A 16,240-nucleotide genomic window follows, 5' to 3' on the forward strand; every position below is an offset into this window, starting at 1 on the left:
CGACCCTGCCCTCACTTAGGCATTCATATCAGATACATATTTTCCCAGTTCGATGAAGTTTTCTTCGTCTGCTTCCGCCACGCGTTCGATATCAGCGCCCAAAGCCGCCAGCTTATGATGGAAATCCACATAACCGCGGTCCAGATGCTTCAATTCGGTCACACGTGTCACGCCTTCTGCCACAAGCCCCGTCAAAATCAACGCTGCCGCTGCGCGAAGGTCGGTCGCAGCCACTTCCGCTCCCTGTAAATCCGAAGGACCCTGCAGAATCACCGAACGGCCTTCAATCTTGATATCGGCATTCATGCGGCGGAACTCCTCCACATGCATGAAGCGATTCTCAAACACCGTTTCCGTAATCATCGAGGTACCCTCAGCACAAAGCAATAAGGCCATCATTTGCGATTGCATATCGGTCGGAAAACCAGGATGCGGCATCGTCTTAATATCTACCGCCTTCAATTTATCAGGACCGATGACACGCAAGCCATCCTCTTCCTCGATAATCGTTACACCCATTTCCTCCATCTTTGCAATCAACGAAGACAAGTGCTCAGGCACAGCGCCCCGCACTAACACATTTCCGCCCGTAATCGCCGCGGCCGTCATAAACGTACCCGCCTCAATCCGGTCCGGAATAATCGCATGGTCCGCGCCAAACAGGACATCGACACCCTCGATTCGAATCGTACCAGTGCCGGCACCCTTTACGCGCGCGCCCATTTTATTTAGGAAATTGGCCAAATCCACAATTTCCGGTTCTTTTGCCACGTTTTCAATAATCGTCGTACCCTGAGCCAGAGTCGCAGCCATCATAATATTTTCGGTTGCCCCGACACTCGGGAAATCCAAATAAATCTTCGCCCCACGCAAGCGGCCATTAACCTCCGCTTCGATGAAACCATTGCCCACCTTTACCGTCGCACCCATGGCCTCAAAGCCCTTCAGATGCTGGTCGATTGGGCGGGAACCGATTGCGCAGCCGCCAGGCAAAGCCACCCGGGCACGGCCATTACGCGCCAATAACGATCCCATCACAAGCACAGACGCCCGCATTTTTCGAACATACTCGAACGGCGCCTCCTCTTTCAACACTCTGGATGCATCAACAACAACAGTATTATTGTCAAAACGAACTTCCGCGTTTAAATTGCGTAGAACTTCATTAATTGTATATACATCGGAGAGCGTAGGTACATCACGTATTACACTTTTTCCATCACTTGCTAATAATGTTGCAGCGATAACAGGCAGGACGGCGTTTTTTGCACCTTCCACTTTAACCGTTCCATACAGCCTTTTTCCGCCGCGGACGATAATCTTTTCCAAGAGTATTCCCCTCCGCGTCCATTTTCTCTATATTAATATTCAATCGTAATGATAGGGGTTCCTACCACAATGGTAGTCTGAGCGCCCAATCCTTCGGAGCGTAAGCCAATTTGCAAATTCATGTTATTTTTCTTTGTATCTAAGCTGCCTGAAAACATCGGCGACGCGGCCGACACAGACATGAAATTCTCCTCTTTTAACGCTTCGAGCTCTCTCGCATTAAAATTAGACAGAATCTGGTCCAATTTTAATCCTAAAGCCGTATCAATCTTATCACTGAAAATACCCTTCATACAAGAAAAAACTGTTGGTTTTCCTCGAAATATGTCATTTAGCCTATCCTGAAAATCAGACGTCGCGAAAAACCGCTCCGAGGACTCGTTCCACTGCTTACCCCTGACACTATATACTATATACGCAGCCGGAGGTTGATTTGTGCGGGTTGCCAAGAATTGGAGCTCTTCCATGTGGTGTGTAGATGTTGGAGATACTGCCGTCATTTCCCATTTCTCACTGGTTTCGTTTACTTTCCACTCCCAGTCTGGAAATTTCTGCCGAAGCTCGTCTGCGTATTCCTTCACGTCCGTCTCACCTTTAAAACCTGGCACCTGCTCACGTGCATAAAACGACCATTCCTCGAGCAAAATATTTTCGGCGTGCAAAATCTCGCCGATCTTCCCCAAGTCACTTTTTTCTTTTTTGAAAAATACCTGGCGGACGCCGTCCCCGCTGGCGCTTTCGGACAAAGTTCCACTAACGCCAATCGCGGTCAGCACGCGATCAAGCTGCCCTGAACCAAATGCCGCCAGCACACGGTCAGCTTTCAAGCCGCCGTACAAAACAAAAAACAAACTGATTACCGTAATCAAACATATAGACAACTTACCAATTGGTTTCATCTCTCTCATCTCTCCCTTACTACCATTGTCTCCAATGGGGGGAAGAGCATACTTGGGAATTCTCGTCACTTTTTGACAAAGTCCAAGCAAATTGGTTGAGTTTACATCCGAAACCCTTTGAATCAGCCATGATTGGTTATACGTCTGACAAGTACTATTTGAAAAATTTTATGGCCGCCGACCACTGCCTATCATAAATCCAGCAGTGTTAGGGCCTCTTGTTATCAGATTCACAAATAAGTGCGTTTGGTTTTTGCCTGCACATAAAATTGATTGTACTCAATATCTTCTCATTTGGGAACACGTATGAAGACCTAAAATTTTTCCAAATTCCGCCCTACTGCAACAAAAGTGGCAGCTGCCGGGACCAATGCAGGTAATCAAGGAAAAAATTACTAACCGTTGAGCCAATGAAAATAGCCAATAATATGTATAATAGTCGCGCTTGAAATACATGGTTGGCTTTCAGCACTTTTTCAAGCCGGATCGACTGCAATGCCCACCAAGAAAGCGCAATAAACATCAAATGCGATAAAATGCTGATTAACGCCATTTGTCCAAAATCCTCCATGTTCAGCCCTCCTTTAATACACAAAGACTATTCTAACACGGAGTCAAGAAAAGTTCATTAATTTTCCCAATTTTTGGGATGATTTTAGAAAATTTAAATAGATAACAAAAGATTAGCTGCCTAAACACCGTTCACTAACCACTTTTTAAACGTTGTTTAGGCAGTTAATAGGTTACCCCTCCATCCAGGCCCGGTGTAAATTGAGCGGCACATATACTTTATCCCCATGGATCTCCTTATGGATAATCGGATCCTCGAAAAAATCTTCCAAGCTGCAGCCATGTCCCGCCTTGCGTCTGGCCCTCGTGCGTCCTCCCATCAACCTCTCCAAGCTTACAGTTGAATATTTCATTTGCGATTCTCCTCTCTCCTGATTTTTTTCACAGCGGGGGGTCAATCCCCCGCCGTCTTCTCCTTTAGCCACCTACTATTTTGCCGCGACAACGATCACTTTGCCTAGGTACATATCCCTTTCATAGCGCTCGGCTTCATCGGCCGAGAGCCCAAGTGACTCCAGCTTCGAGCGCAGCTCATCGCCCCGGGTCCGGAATACGTTGGCGATTGAATCCAGCACCCCTTGTTCAGGAACGCCGATTCCGTTGATATCCAAGCCGTCGGTCAAGTCTTCCGAGCGATCCTTGTCGTGTGCCAGTAAATAGATTTCATCCTTTGTATATCCCTGCATGATACATTCCTCGATTACCTTTTTTGCTTGTACACCATTTTCTACTACTTTCACTGTGTTCATCTTTATTCCTCCTATCGTGGTTTACAGGTTATATAACCGCTCTTTTAAAAAACAAAACCTATTCTCGGAATTTTTTTAAAACGGGTTAAAACCAAATTCATCGTGGGTATATAGAGATTGGAGGTGTTCATATGAAGAAATTGATATGCAAATATTGCGGAAACAAGGAATTTTACGTATTAACTGTTCATGAAACGCTATGCAAATGTGGCATGCACCTAACAAAACCCAGTGATTATCGCCTGGAGGACGACCACAAATGGAAGGAACTTTATCAATTAGAGCACAAACGCGAAGCGAGCCTCATTTCAAGAATCAGCCTGCTAAAACGGGCGATTGACAAATGTCTGGATGAGCGGGACCAAGCCGGGTTTCAAAAACTAACCGCCGAGCTGCGGACTTGCCAAAATTCGCTGCGTCAGCCGCGTACCCGCCTGAAAGAGCGCTTAAATGGAAAAAGTTTAACCTAATAGAAGGATTTATTTTTTTGAAAATTACATGTTTCATTTTTGAAAAGGCGGGTATTCAACATTGTACATCGACTGAAAGGAGAGATTGATGATGGGATTTATTTGGTCATTAATTATTGGGGGAATCATCGGCTGGTTAGCAGGACTCATTCTGGGCCGTGACGTGCCGGGAGGAATTATCGGAAATATTATCGCAGGATTTATCGGTGCGTGGCTCGGATCACTGCTGCTTGGCGGCTGGGGCCCAGTCATCGGAGGCTTCTACTTTATCCCCGCCCTCATCGGTGCCATCGCCCTTGTTTTCATCCTCAGCCTGATTCTCAAAGGCACCAAACACACAGCCTAATCTATAAGAAGAGACTGCTGTATAACCGGCAGTCTCTTCTTATTTTGTGTTTTCTTGTTATTGGCGGGACTTTGAGAGGTAATTAAAAAGGCGGTGGGGGCCTCTAAAATCGACTGAAATTACTTGAGCCAGGCACACATGCCTGGCTTTTTGGTGCAGGATTTTGGCTTTGACCAATAAAAGTTGAAAACTGACCAATATATCAGGGAAAGTGACCAATAAAATCCTCGTACTGACCAATAAATCCCGGATTCCGACCAAAAAAGTTCAACGGGGATGGTTTTTCACTTTGATTTTGTTCTCACCCGTTTTGGGTTGCCAATCCCCCCATGGCCCTATCTTCACGCCCCCAATCATTTCAAACCGCCAAATTAGGCATCTTCCGGTAAATGCGTTCGTGCGGGTTAAATTCCTCGTAGTCGACGCCTTTTGGCAAAAATAGAATTGATTCTTTGCTTCCGAGGCCGAGGAAGCCGCCCGCCGCCAGGCTGTCGTAGAATAGGCGGTGGACCTGCTGCTGAAGGCTGTTGGCGAAATAAATCATGACGTTGCGGCAGAGGATCACGTGGAACTCGTTAAACGAGCCGTCGGTGACCAGATTGTGCTGGGCGAAAATCAGGTTGTCGTCCAGCAACGGCTTAAAATACGCACATTGATGATCGGTCGTGTAGTACTCGGAAAAGGCCTTCGTTCCGCCTGCCTTCAAGTAATTTTTTGTATACTGTTGCATTTTCTTGAGCGGGAAGGCGCCTTTTTGCGCGGCAGAAAGGGCCTTTTCGTTCATATCGGTAGCGTAAATTTTTGTCTTTTCGGCCAGCCCCTCCTCGCGGATGAGAATGGCCATTGAATAGACCTCTTCGCCGGTCGCGCAGCCCGCATGCCAGATGCGAATCTCGGGAAGCTCGCGCAGCAGCGGCACCACCTCAGTGCGAAACGCGGCAAAGAAACTCGGGTCCCGGTACATCTCCGTCATTCGAATCGACAGGTCATTCAACAATCGCTCCAACGTCCCGGGCACGTGCAGTACTTTTTCCAATAACGCGGTGATCGTCGGGACCCGCTCGCCCTTTATTCGATTCAAAATCCTCCGGGTCAGCGAGGCCCGGACATAACCGCGAAAGTCGTAGCCATACATTTGATATAGGGCCTCAAGCAGCAAATTGATCTCGATTTCCTGAACCTCGGTCAGCGCGAACGACTCCGTTTCATTGGAAAAATCAGCCGCCGAAACCGCTTCGTCCCGAGACTGAGACTCTGCTATTGGCTCCACAGCAAGATTTGTATTTTTTTCAAAAGTCGCCTCCGGTTGTCGCTCCTCGACTTCAGGTGACTTCTTCCTCAACGGTTGGCTTGTTAAACTGTTCACTCTGACTTCACCTGCTCTGTCAGCCAAACCCGCATCAACGAGAATAGCTGGTCAATATTCAACGGCTTGGTGATGTAATCGGAGGCGCCCGCCTCCATGCATTTGTCGCGCTCGCCCTTCATGGCCTTGGCGGTCAGCGCAATGATAGGCAGATCCAAGAGTCCAAGCTCGCCGCGAATGATCGTCATTGCCTCATAGCCGCCCATGACTGGCATCATGATGTCCATAAAAATCAGGTCAAAATCGGCTTGGTCCCGCAACATTTCGATTGCCCCGCGCCCGTTCTTCGCGACCTTGACCGTGACACCCTTGCGCTCAAGCGCCGTTACCAGCGCAAACACGTTGCGGCTGTCATCCTCGACAAGCAGCACTTTCTTACCGTTAAATAACTCATCATCGGAACTGCATTCTGCCTCAGACTGCTCGTCAGCAGTCGAATCTTCCTCGAGCCAGGCCACCGGCTCAGCCTCGTCCTCCACCACACGTCCGGCAGCGACTTCTTCAAATGCTGAAAAAATTTCCTGCTCGACTTCGAGTCGGCTCGGGATATACAACGTAAACGTGCTGCCCTTGCCGACCTCGCTCTCGACTTCGAGGGCACCGCCGAGCAAACGGGTGAATTCACGGCAAATCGAGAGGCCGAGCCCGGTACCGCCATATTGCCGGTTGGTCGTTCCATCCACCTGCCGGAATGCATCAAAAATAATTTGCTGTTTATCCTCCGGGATGCCAATGCCGGTATCTGTTACCGAAATCGCTAATACCGGAGACCCGGCTGGCAATTGTGGCAGGTTCTGGGCCACGTTATCCTCATGCTGACCGAGTTTTCCAGTTGCATCCGCTGGACCCTGACTGAGTTTTTCAGTTGCACTCGCCGGACCCTGGTCGATTTCTCCAAACTTCTCGAACACGCCACCCGGACCCTGGCCGATTTTCTCAGCCTCGGCCAGGGCAATCCGTACCGTTACCGACCCCTGTTCGGTAAACTTGAACGCATTAGACAGCAAATTTTTCAAAATTTGCTGGAGGCGCTGGCCGTCTGTGGAAATCACCGGCGGCACATCCGGTTCGGTCACGACCTCAAACGTCACATTCTTCTTCGCTGCGACTGGGTCGAACAAGCTTTTCAGCGTTTGCGGCAGCTCAGTGACATTCACTTCGTCTGTTAAAATTTCAATTTTTCCAGCCTCGATTTTCGATAAATCGAGGATGTCGTCAATCAGCCGCAGCAAATCGGCGCCGGATGTGTTAATGACGCGGGCGTATTCGCCGACCTCGTCCTCGTCCATATCCGCACCGTTTTCCATCAGCATTTGCGACAAAATCAAAATACTGTTCAACGGCGTCCGCAGCTCATGCGACATATTCGCCAGAAAATCGGACTTGTACTGCGAGCTCGCTTGAAGCTTGCGCGAATATTCCTCGAGCTCGTCCTTCGCTTTTTTCAGCTCGTACGCCCGCTGTTCAGCAAACTGCCTCTGCTCCTCCAAATAGTCATTGGTAATTTTCAGCTGCTCCTGCTGCATTTGCAATTCCTCGGATTGCGCCTGAAGCTCTTCGGACTGCGCCTGGAGTTCCTCCGTCATGACCTGCGACTCGCCCAGCAGCCGCTCGACCTCCATCCGACCGAGCACGCTGGTAATCGACGAGCCGAACTTGTCCTGCAGCAGGTCGAGCAAGGTCAGGTGCTGCGAGAGGAATGGCTGCATCGCCGCGAACTCGACGACTGCCTCCACCCGGCCCTCATATAAAATCGGCGCCACCAATAAATTCCGCGGGGACGACGCGCCCAAGCCGCTCGTCACTTTCATGTGCTCCTCCGGCAATTGGTCGATAAGAAAAATCCGCTGATCAAGTGCAGCTTGGCCGACCAAGCCTTCCCCGAACCGAAAACTCGTCTTCACGGCTACCTCATCATCCTCCGTTGCATAACCGGCAACTTTGGCGAAGTCGACCTCGCTCCCCTGCGTCCGGCGCAGATAGACGACCCCGTAACAGGCGTTAAGCAGCGGCGCGAGCCGGGTAATGAACTTGTGCGCCAGCTCGTTGATGTCGGTTATCCCCTGATACATCATGGAAATGTCGGTCATGCTTTTTTGCACCCATTGCTGCTTTTCGAGACTGCCAAGCAGGCTGTTCATCGCCTCGGCGAGCTCGTGCGTTTCATCATTCGTCTTCACGCTAATCCGCGTCGTCAAGTCTACCTTTGAATCGGTAATATTCTGAATCGTCCTCACGACCTGTTTAATCGTTTTGACAATCGAATTTGACAGGACCAACGCCGTTGCAATCGTGATCACAGTGACCAAGATGATAATTGCGTATAGGGTAATTTTTAAATTGGTATTATTTTGCCTGAGCTCACTGGTGCGCTCCTCAGTGAGTTTCTTTTCTTTTTCCAAAAAAGAAGTCAGTTGGGTGCGGAGCTGGTCGGTTACCTTTTTGCCGGTCTGCTGCCCGAAATGCTTGGCCAACTCCGCTTCCTTGCCCTCCCGCTTTTGATTGATTGAGTATTCGCCTGTATTCGTGACCCAGTTTTGAATCAGCGGCTTAATTTCCTCGAGATTGCGCTGCTGGCTGCTGTTATTTTTCAACAAAGAATGGAGTTTGTTGTAGTTGTCGAGCCAGTTGCGGTTGCCTTGATGGTACGGCTCGAGGTACTCCTCCTGCCCGGTCAGCACATAGCCGCGCATCCCGGTTTCCATGTCGAGGACATTTTTTTGAATTTGATTGGCGAGGTTATGAACCTCGAGATCGTGCTGCGAAATGAATTCAACCTCGTTCTGCAGCGCCGTCATCCTATTGATGACAATAAGCAGGGACAGGACGAGGCAAACTAGGATCGTCAAATAGCCAGTAATGATTTTGGCATGAATGCTGTAGTTGAAGCCCTTCATCACGGCCACCCCCTTCTGTTTTTTCCTATTTCTATCATATCGTTTCTATTAAATTCGCCCAATGGGGCATGTGTCCTGGGCCTATTTTCCCTTTTAAAAATTTCCTAGTTTTAAATGGGCGGCCGGCGGGTATGCACAAAGTATCACCATATAATGGAGGTTTTCAAAAATGGCTAGAACAAGAACAAAGAATCAAGCTACTATACTTTCAGAGACGATGAACAAGCAGGTGGCGAATTTTTCGGTCCTGTATATGAAACTGCATCATTACCACTGGTATATAAAAGGAGAGAACTTTTTCACCTTGCACGTGAAGTTTGAAGAATTGTATACCGAGGCGGCCCTCCATGTCGATACGATCGCTGAGCGGCTGTTGGCCTTGGGTGGGACGCCGATTTCCACACTGCAAGGCGCTTTGGAGATGGCTACGATTTCGGAAGCAACCGGCGACGAGTCGACACAGGATATGGTTCAGACACTGGCCGATGACCTGACTGCCATTTGCAAAGAGCTTACCGAAGGAATCACCTCGGCCGAGGAAAATGACGATCAGCCGACCGCCGATCTCTTCACGTCGATTCGGGCCTCACTGGAAAAACACCGCTGGATGCTGAAAGCGTATCTCGCGGAATAACTGCAAACAACACGACTGGGTGCTGGCTCTTCGCCGGCACCCGTTTTTTATAGAAATTTGTCCTATTGTGGAGGACAACCTTTTTTAAGACTCCTTTTCGTGTGGGTATAAGAATTCATAGGCGGAGATTTTCCGTCTAATGTATAGCGTCGAGACTTAAGAAGCAGAAATAAGCGGAGAAATTCCGCTTAACTGCTCTACATAAGGCAAAATCCAACCATTTTTATAAGATAAACGGAATTTTTCCGTTTAATCCTCAACACGTTATAATAGAGCCTTTTTTTTAAAAAAATCACCTCGTCGAAATCATCACCAAGCACATGTCGTCCTTCTGGGCCTGGAGGGGTTCGGCGCTTGGCAGGAGCGCCTCTAACAGGGCCTCAGGATCCTCCGTCGCCCGCAGGCCATCGACCAACTTCAGCCTCGCATCCTGGTATTCTTCCTCCAACCACTCCGACAGCCCGTCGGTAAACAGCAGAATCCGGGCGTCCTCCTTATAGGGAATCACCCCTTTTGTTACCTCTATTTTTTCGAAAAAGCCAAGTGCGCAGCAGCCCTGATCCAGCAGCTGCAATTGCCCATCGACCAGCGCGAGACCTGCCGGGTGGCCGGCATTGACATACTCAATCGTCCGGTTCTCGGTGTCCAAAACAAAGTAAATCGCGGTAAAATAGTAGTTTATTAGACTTTCCGGCATATGAAGCTGGTTCATGCGCCGGTTCAGCTCCTGCATCACGGCTTCCGGATCGCCCAGGCCTGTAATGGTATCCTTCAACGCCGAATAGATGTACATACACACGAGTGACGACGAAATTCCGTGGCCCATCATATCAAGCAAAATAACCCCGTAGCGGTTGGGGCTAATCTGGTACCAGATGTACAAGTCACCAGCAAGCTCGAATGATGGCTTGTACACCGCGGAAATCCGGACGTCGTCGTTCGCCAGCGGTTTGCTAAGCACGCTGCGCTGGACCTGCTTGGCCAAGTCCAGCTCAAATTGAATTCGTTTATCGCGCTCCTTGCGTAAATTTTTCTCGTGTTTCAGGCGGAGCACCGAGCGCATCCGGGCCAGCAGCTCCACTTTATTAATTGGTTTCATCACATAATCCAGTGCGCCGGCGTCCATCGCTTCGGCCATTTTATAGGAATCCCCCATTGCTGTGACAAAAATAATCGGCAGGTCGTGGAACCGCTCGGTGGCGAGAATCGTCCGGCACGCCTCAATTCCATCAATTTCCGGCATCATCAGGTCCATCAAAATCAAGTCGACTGGCACCTCAAGCGGCTTGTCCGCATCTAGCTGCAAATAGTCATACAGCTCCCGGGCCGACGTCAGCGACACCAGTTTATCGTAACCGCCTTTTTGCAGGATTTTTTCAATTATCATCAAATTCGTCAAATTATCATCGACTATTACAATATTCATAGCTGCCCCCAATCTTCTTGAGTTGGTGAGATAAATTGTTTACCGCGTTACCGCAATGGTGGCCTGTCCCCCATCTATTCACCACAATACCGTATCAAGGGGCTAACCCCCATCCAGTCACCGCAATAACGCATCAAGGGTCTGCCCCCCGCTCGCCAGTTCCTTCCGCAGTTTGGCCAGCGCTTTTTTCTGCAGCCGCGACACATGCATTTGCGAAATTCCCAGATACTCACCGGTCTCCCGCTGGCTTTTATTCGCAATAAACGTACAATGAATGATTGCCTTTTCCCGCTCCGACAGCACATCTAGAGCGCTTTCGAGCAACAGCTTCTGATCGACTTTTTCAAACCCCTCATCTGGGGTGCCGACGACATCGAGCACCGTGACCGTGCTCCCCTCGGAACCCTGTTCAAACGACTGGTCAACGGAGGCGGCCTGATAACTCTTCCCCATCTCCATCGCTTCTAACACTTCTTCTTCGGAAATCTCCATATAGTCGGCGATTTCGTGGATTTTCGGCGATCGTTGATACTGATTCGTCAGCTCGTCCACCACTGTTTTCAGCTTCGGCCATACATCCTTGATCCGCCGCGGCACGTGAACGCTCCAGGTTTTGTCCCGTAAAAATCGCTTGATCTCGCCAATCACCGTCGGAATCAAGAACGACTCAAACGGCCGGCCGACACTGACGTCAAACCTGCGGATCGCCGACAACAACCCAATCATCCCCACCTGTACGATATCTTCGTGAAAATCTTTCCCTTTGGAATACTTTCGGGCAATGCTTCCGATTAGGGCCGAGTATTGCTCCACGAGCGCATTTTGGGCCTCCGGACTTTCGGTCTCCTGAAACTCCTGAATCAGCGCCTCAATTTCTTCCTTACTTCTTCTCCTGGTTTGAGATGGTTGTGTCATGAATTTCACGCTCCCCACTCAAGTACTTCGCCATGAAGACCGTTACTCCGGAATGGTTCAACACTCGGACTTCATCCATCAGCGTTTCTATTAAATATAGGCCTAACCCTCCCTCTGAAAGCTGTTCCACTGTACTACATTCCGTATAAGGGCCAAGTTCCTGTTTCTTTTGCATAAAATTAAAGCTCTTGCCGCTGTCGGCTACCGCCATTTCCAGCTTGTCCTCGTAAATTCCAAAGCCGACAATCACCTCGCCGCCCTCATCCATGGCATAAGCGTGCTGAACGGCGTTGGTGATCGCCTCGCTTAAGGCAATCTTCATATCCTCTATTTCCTCGTATGTAAAGCCCATCCGGCTGGCAATCCCCGACAGGGTTAAGCGCATCACACCAACATACTCCGGCTTGGCCGGAATCTTCATTTCAATATAATCCATCACGTCACCCATTCCCCTATCCTTTCATTTGCATCACATGGCTTAATCCGGTGATTTCAAACAGCCGCTTGAGCCTGTCCGACAGGTTCGTCAGTCTCAACTCTCCGCCATTATTCTTCATTTGTTTAAACAACCCAACGAACACCCCAAGACCGGTACTATCCAAATACGTCACGTCCTTCAGATCGACGATAATCGTTTTGCTATTTCCGTCAGCCAGAGCCGCTAACTCCTCCCGCAGCTGCGGCGCCGTAAACGCATCAATCTCCCCGGCCACTTTTACGACAACCCCCTGGTCACTTTGCTTTTTGTCTATTGTTATATTCATCCATCCTCACCTCAAAATGATTTATTTGTTATATACCCACCTTGTTTATATCCAAAACCTATTTTTAAAAAAAATAATTTCTAGTATTATACCAAAATATGCTAATTAGACGAATAACCCAGATGACCTAGTACAATAGTAGGAGTTTGAACTCGCCCTACTTAAAAAATGATCCCTTCTTTTTCCCCTTTAACAGATCGCCGGTCCAGCCTTTCATTTTTAAATAGGCATACAGCAATGCCGTCGAGACCCCGATCAGCACAAGCGACATCCCATACCCGAACGGCCACTGCAGCTCCGGCATATGCTTGAAATTCATCCCCCACAAGGCACCGAACGCCATCACCGGGGTGAAAACCGTCGTCATCACCGTCAAGGTCTTCATGATTTCGTTGCCGCGATGCGACGAGATCACTTCCTCAAGGTTAATCATCGAATCGAGCGTTTGCTCATATTCGCGCAGCAAAAACAGCGCCCGCTCCATCCGCTTGCTGGTCGCTTCATACACCGTACTGCTGGAGTGCAGATTGATTTCATCGATGACCATCCGCAGCTCGTTCAGCGGAATCAGCAGCCCCTTCGCCACCATTAATTCATGCCGCCGCTTATAAACAAGCTCGAGAATCCCCGTCTCATTCCGATTGCGCACGCACCAAACCAGCTTTTTGAGCTCGGCCTCAAACTGATCAATCTCCACCAGCAGGTCATTCACCAACTCCCCCAGGAAAAATAAAAACCCATCAACCGCGGTTTCCATCCGGTCCAGCTGCCGCTGGAACAAATCCGGGTCCGGCGCCTCCCAGTCCAAATCCACCGTCACCAGCTCTTCCCTTGTCAATTGAAAATGGAAGATTTGATAATCCTTTTCCTTAGAAAAATCTTGTCTATAAACGAGCGAACCCCTGACCGCCTTTTCCCCATTGTCCAAGCAGCTCACCCGCACACGGTTGGTGTCATTGATGGGCATCTTCGTCTCCTCAGGCTGAGCCTGCACCCATTTCCACTTGTCCTTGCCGAACAAAGTCTCCATCCAAATCCCCCCTTTTAGTCTCAGTATTTCATTCCCAAAACGGGTCTTAACAAAACATTTGATAATTTTTATTAAAACAGGCCTATGCGAAACATGGGTTAGATTTTTCAAAAAAGCACCCTTCGCAAAACATAGGTTTCATTTTTCAAAGAATGGGTATTTATTGAGAAAAGGAGGTAATGACAATGGCAAAAGCGTTAAAAATGGGAACATTGTTAGCTGTGGGTGCTGGTGCGTCGGCCGCCTTGTGGTTATCGAATAAACCGAATCGGGTCAAAGTGGAGTCTCTGCTGCGGGACTGGAAACGGAAAATCATGCCGAATGTATTTGAACAATCGGAGCAGCTGCCGATTGAAAAAGGCGGCAACCCCCACCCGCGCGATATCGAAGACAATAAAATGGTCGACGAAGGCGCCATGTACTCCGTGCAATTTTATAATGAAAAAATTCAGTAACCTGACCACGGGGACAGTTCTCCTGGCTCCAGCCATGTCATCGCGAATGACCATGGGCGGGGCCACAAGGGCTGTCCCCTGCTCTATGTGAGGTGACCTAGATGATATTTTTCCTGCTGATCTACTTTATGATCATTTTTACAGTGATTGAGATTTTTGTAGTTTTGTTTCGCCTGACAAGGCTAAAGGTTGAGGTGTCACGGTTTCAAGTGATTTCGATGATGACGGGCACGGGCTTCACCACGGACGAGTCGGAGCTGATTTCCGGGCATCCGATTCGCCGCAAGCTGGCCACCTTCCTCATCCTGTTCGGCGTCTTTTCGATGGCCGTCATCATCTCCTCCATCAGTGAATTCCTGTCAAACGGGCTCCGGCTAATGGAAATTGGCACCGTGGCGGCGGCCGTCCTCCTTGTATTAGCTATTCTGAAGCTGAGCGGTGTTCAAAGGTTATTATTCTATTTTTTTAATCGTAAAATGGAACAGACGATTGAGCTTGCCGATTATCCTATCCGGGAGATTTTTTTAAAAAACAACGGAGACACGATGATTGGGCTTCGGGTATATGAAGATTCCCAACTTGCCAACCGGACAATCCGGAAGGTCGTCCCTAACATTGATGAGGCGGACCTCACCGTCCTATTCATCAAGCGCGGCAACCTCACGATTCGAAAGAACATCTACTATACCACCCTCCATGAAGGCGACCAACTCCTGCTGTATGGAAACAAAAAAGTGATGCTCGAAACGTTCCAGCACGACATTGACGTCATGAAGAAACATTCCTGACCTAGGCATATAAAAAGACTGGCAGTAAGCTAAACTGCCAGTCTTTTTTTAAGCTCCCGTTTCGCTTCATATCTTTTGAATCTCCAAATATAAAATGTGGTAGCCGCTTGCTTCATGAATTTTGAACATACAGCCCTCCGCTTCGACAACGGCACCGGCACCGATTTGCGCGGCATTGTATTGCGTGAGGAACCACCCTCCAATCGTGTCGACATCCTCAGCGGTCAGAGTGATGTCGAGCAGCTGATTGACTGCCGCAATTGGCACTTTGGCATCGACTATATAGTGATTTTCCGCAATCTCGCGGATTTCGGCGACTTCATCGGCATCAAACTCATCACGGACTTCGCCGACGATTTCCTCGATGATGTCCTCGACCGTCACCAGCCCCGAGGTGCCGCCATATTCATCCAGCAAAATTGCCATGTGTATCCGCTCCATCTGCATTCTGACCAGCAAATCATGGATCGGAATCGTTTCAATCACCCGAATCACCGGCTGGATGTACGATTTGATTTTCCAATTTTCATATAGGCCCTTATTCATCAATCTCGCTGTTAAAAACCTTTTTACGTTCATTACACCGATAATATGGTCCTTATCGCCTTCTACGACTGGATAGCGGGTATACCCCTCTGTCTTCAGCTTTTGCAGGACCTCGTGCACCGGGTCGTCGACCGAGATGCAGCTCATTTCCAGCCGCGGCACCATGATTTCCTTGGCGGTGCGCTCATCAAATTCAAAAATATTGTTAACATACTGATACTCGCTCTCATTAATTTCCCCTTGCTCAAGACTTGCCGCCAGCAGCAACCGCAGCTCTTCCTCGGAATGAGCCAGCTCCTGCTCCGAGGCCGGTTTTAAGCCGAAAACGCCGGCAAGCGCCCGCGCCGAGCCGTTGAGCGCCCAAATAAACGGATGCATGATTTTGTTAAACCAAATAATCGGCTTGGCGAACAGCAGCGTGATCGCCTCCGCTTTCTGGATCGCGACTGTCTTCGGCGCCAATTCACCGACAACGACATGCAAAAACGTGACAGAAACGAAGGCAAGGACAAAGGAAAGTAGCCCGGTCAGCGATTCGTTTAGATGTAACGCTGCGAATAACGGGTGCAGCAATTTTTCCACAGTCGGTTCGCCGAGCCAGCCGAGCCCGAGCGCTGTCACCGTGATGCCCAGCTGGCAAGCCGACAGGTATTCATCGAGGTGCGTGACCACTTGCTTCGCCGCAAGCGCGCCCTTCCGATTCGCCAGGATTAATTCATCAATCCGCGACGGCCGCACCTTCACAATCGCAAACTCCACTGCAACAAAAAAACCAGTGAACAGAATCAGCAGGACAATCAACAACAAATTCACCATCATCCGGCATCCCTCCTCTCTTTTTTAGGCATTCATTGTTTACTTTCGTGTAAGTATGAGAATTAATAAGCGGAGAATTTCCGGCTAATGTATATAGTTGAGGCTCAAGAGGCAGAAATAAGCGGAGATATTCCGGTTATCTGCTCTAAATTAGACAAAATTCAATGATTTAGGTGAAATAAGCGGAAAAACTCCCCTTATTTTTAGGGAAATATCGGTATTTCCCGAAATAAGCGGAAT

Annotated in this window: 18 protein-coding genes; 5 read left to right on the forward strand and 13 right to left on the reverse strand. The window is 49.0% G+C overall.

All coding sequences use genetic code 11. The features are described 5' to 3' along the window. Positions 1–15: 15 nt before the first annotated feature. From murA to M3234_RS03320, 5 genes are all read right to left on the reverse strand, one after another. Entirely contained in the window at positions 16–1,329 is a 1,314-nt protein-coding gene (murA, locus tag M3234_RS03300; protein WP_262303305.1) for a UDP-N-acetylglucosamine 1-carboxyvinyltransferase, read from the reverse strand. 32 nt (positions 1,330–1,361) lie between these two features. After that, complete coding sequence (locus M3234_RS03305) at positions 1,362–2,228, reverse strand: YwmB family TATA-box binding protein (RefSeq protein WP_262303306.1); 867 nt, start codon at positions 2,226–2,228, stop codon at positions 1,362–1,364. Positions 2,229–2,565: 337 nt separating this feature from the next. Continuing rightward, the gene (locus M3234_RS03310; RefSeq protein WP_262303307.1) at positions 2,566–2,799 is read right to left on the reverse strand and encodes a DUF1146 family protein; all 234 of its coding nucleotides are present in this window, start codon (positions 2,797–2,799) and stop codon (positions 2,566–2,568) included. A 172-nt stretch (positions 2,800–2,971) separates the two neighbouring features. After that, positions 2,972–3,151: a hypothetical protein gene (locus M3234_RS03315; RefSeq protein WP_262303308.1), complete on the reverse strand. Its 180-nt coding sequence runs from the start codon at positions 3,149–3,151 to the stop codon at positions 2,972–2,974. A 75-nt stretch (positions 3,152–3,226) separates the two neighbouring features. After that, positions 3,227–3,547 carry a YflT domain-containing protein gene (locus M3234_RS03320; protein WP_262303309.1) on the reverse strand — a complete coding sequence of 107 codons (321 nt, stop codon included), beginning with the start codon at positions 3,545–3,547 and terminating at the stop codon, positions 3,227–3,229. A 131-nt stretch (positions 3,548–3,678) separates the two neighbouring features. On the opposite strand from M3234_RS03320, the gene M3234_RS03325 reads away from it, so the two are divergent. Together M3234_RS03325 and M3234_RS03330 are read left to right on the forward strand one after the other, a co-directional pair. Continuing rightward, positions 3,679–4,017, forward strand: coding sequence for an IDEAL domain-containing protein (locus tag M3234_RS03325; protein ID WP_262303310.1), 339 nt, complete (start codon positions 3,679–3,681; stop codon positions 4,015–4,017). Positions 4,018–4,108: 91 nt separating this feature from the next. After that, positions 4,109–4,363 carry a GlsB/YeaQ/YmgE family stress response membrane protein gene (locus tag M3234_RS03330; RefSeq protein ID WP_066309882.1) on the forward strand — a complete coding sequence of 85 codons (255 nt, stop codon included), beginning with the start codon at positions 4,109–4,111 and terminating at the stop codon, positions 4,361–4,363. Positions 4,364–4,721: 358 nt separating this feature from the next. Here M3234_RS03330 and M3234_RS03335 read toward each other — a convergent pair whose 3' ends face one another. Further along, positions 4,722–5,552, reverse strand: coding sequence for a CheR family methyltransferase (locus tag M3234_RS03335; protein WP_285858253.1), 831 nt, complete (start codon positions 5,550–5,552; stop codon positions 4,722–4,724). 173 nt (positions 5,553–5,725) lie between these two features. Beyond that, a complete protein-coding gene (locus M3234_RS03340) occupies positions 5,726–8,626 on the reverse strand; it encodes a CHASE3 domain-containing protein (RefSeq protein WP_262303311.1) in 2,901 nt (966 codons plus the stop codon). 169 nt (positions 8,627–8,795) lie between these two features. Here M3234_RS03340 and M3234_RS03345 point away from each other — a divergent pair, with 169 nt between their 5' ends. Beyond that, on the forward strand, positions 8,796–9,260 hold the full coding sequence (locus M3234_RS03345) for a Dps family protein (protein ID WP_262303312.1): 465 nt from the start codon (positions 8,796–8,798) through the stop codon (positions 9,258–9,260). Between the two features lie 292 nt (positions 9,261–9,552). On the opposite strand, the gene M3234_RS03350 is transcribed toward M3234_RS03345, so the two are convergent. The 5 genes from M3234_RS03350 to M3234_RS03370 all read right to left on the reverse strand — a co-directional run bounded on the left by M3234_RS03350 (position 9,553) and on the right by M3234_RS03370 (position 13,506). After that, positions 9,553–10,686, reverse strand: a complete 1,134-nt coding sequence (locus M3234_RS03350) for a PP2C family protein-serine/threonine phosphatase (protein WP_262303313.1) — start codon at positions 10,684–10,686, stop codon at positions 9,553–9,555. A 117-nt stretch (positions 10,687–10,803) separates the two neighbouring features. Next, the gene (gene sigB, locus M3234_RS03355) at positions 10,804–11,601 is read right to left on the reverse strand and encodes an RNA polymerase sigma factor SigB (protein ID WP_262303314.1); all 798 of its coding nucleotides are present in this window, start codon (positions 11,599–11,601) and stop codon (positions 10,804–10,806) included. Continuing rightward, entirely contained in the window at positions 11,567–12,049 is a 483-nt protein-coding gene (gene rsbW, locus M3234_RS03360; RefSeq protein WP_262303315.1) for an anti-sigma B factor RsbW, read from the reverse strand. The genes sigB and rsbW overlap by 35 nt, the downstream gene beginning before the upstream one ends. Positions 12,050–12,053: 4 nt before the next feature. Continuing rightward, positions 12,054–12,365, reverse strand: coding sequence for an STAS domain-containing protein (locus tag M3234_RS03365; protein ID WP_262303316.1), 312 nt, complete (start codon positions 12,363–12,365; stop codon positions 12,054–12,056). A 157-nt stretch (positions 12,366–12,522) separates the two neighbouring features. Beyond that, a complete protein-coding gene (locus tag M3234_RS03370) occupies positions 12,523–13,506 on the reverse strand; it encodes a magnesium transporter CorA family protein (protein ID WP_262303317.1) in 984 nt (327 codons plus the stop codon). 74 nt (positions 13,507–13,580) lie between these two features. Between M3234_RS03370 and M3234_RS03375 the strand changes: the two genes are divergently transcribed. After that, a complete protein-coding gene (locus M3234_RS03375; protein ID WP_262303318.1) occupies positions 13,581–13,850 on the forward strand; it encodes a hypothetical protein in 270 nt (89 codons plus the stop codon). A gap of 101 nt (positions 13,851–13,951) precedes the next feature. Beyond that, on the forward strand, positions 13,952–14,638 hold the full coding sequence (locus tag M3234_RS03380) for a hypothetical protein (protein WP_262303319.1): 687 nt from the start codon (positions 13,952–13,954) through the stop codon (positions 14,636–14,638). Between the two features lie 66 nt (positions 14,639–14,704). Here the strand turns inward: M3234_RS03380 and M3234_RS03385 are convergent, their stop codons facing one another. Further along, positions 14,705–16,003: a hemolysin family protein gene (locus M3234_RS03385; protein WP_262303320.1), complete on the reverse strand. Its 1,299-nt coding sequence runs from the start codon at positions 16,001–16,003 to the stop codon at positions 14,705–14,707. Between the last annotated feature and the right edge of the window lie 237 nt (positions 16,004–16,240).

This window comes from Neobacillus niacini (assembly GCF_023715785.1).
Classification (GTDB): Bacteria; Bacillota; Bacilli; order Bacillales; family Cytobacillaceae; genus Neobacillus; species Neobacillus niacini_E.

Coding starts and splice junctions, on each gene's coding strand:
- M3234_RS03305 (WP_262303306.1), bottom strand. CDS start 2,228: ATGAAACCAATTGGTAAGTTGTCTATATGTTTGATTACGGTAATCAGT.
- M3234_RS03310 (WP_262303307.1), bottom strand. CDS start 2,799: ATGGAGGATTTTGGACAAATGGCGTTAATCAGCATTTTATCGCATTTG.
- M3234_RS03315 (WP_262303308.1), bottom strand. CDS start 3,151: ATGAAATATTCAACTGTAAGCTTGGAGAGGTTGATGGGAGGACGCACG.
- M3234_RS03320 (WP_262303309.1), bottom strand. CDS start 3,547: ATGAACACAGTGAAAGTAGTAGAAAATGGTGTACAAGCAAAAAAGGTA.
- M3234_RS03325 (WP_262303310.1), top strand. CDS start 3,679: ATGAAGAAATTGATATGCAAATATTGCGGAAACAAGGAATTTTACGTA.
- M3234_RS03330 (WP_066309882.1), top strand. CDS start 4,109: ATGGGATTTATTTGGTCATTAATTATTGGGGGAATCATCGGCTGGTTA.
- M3234_RS03340 (WP_262303311.1), bottom strand. CDS start 8,626: ATGAAGGGCTTCAACTACAGCATTCATGCCAAAATCATTACTGGCTAT.
- M3234_RS03345 (WP_262303312.1), top strand. CDS start 8,796: ATGGCTAGAACAAGAACAAAGAATCAAGCTACTATACTTTCAGAGACG.
- M3234_RS03350 (WP_262303313.1), bottom strand. CDS start 10,686: ATGAATATTGTAATAGTCGATGATAATTTGACGAATTTGATGATAATT.
- sigB (WP_262303314.1), bottom strand. CDS start 11,601: ATGACACAACCATCTCAAACCAGGAGAAGAAGTAAGGAAGAAATTGAG.
- rsbW (WP_262303315.1), bottom strand. CDS start 12,049: ATGGGTGACGTGATGGATTATATTGAAATGAAGATTCCGGCCAAGCCG.
- M3234_RS03365 (WP_262303316.1), bottom strand. CDS start 12,365: ATGAATATAACAATAGACAAAAAGCAAAGTGACCAGGGGGTTGTCGTA.
- M3234_RS03375 (WP_262303318.1), top strand. CDS start 13,581: ATGGCAAAAGCGTTAAAAATGGGAACATTGTTAGCTGTGGGTGCTGGT.
- M3234_RS03380 (WP_262303319.1), top strand. CDS start 13,952: ATGATATTTTTCCTGCTGATCTACTTTATGATCATTTTTACAGTGATT.
- M3234_RS03385 (WP_262303320.1), bottom strand. CDS start 16,003: ATGATGGTGAATTTGTTGTTGATTGTCCTGCTGATTCTGTTCACTGGT.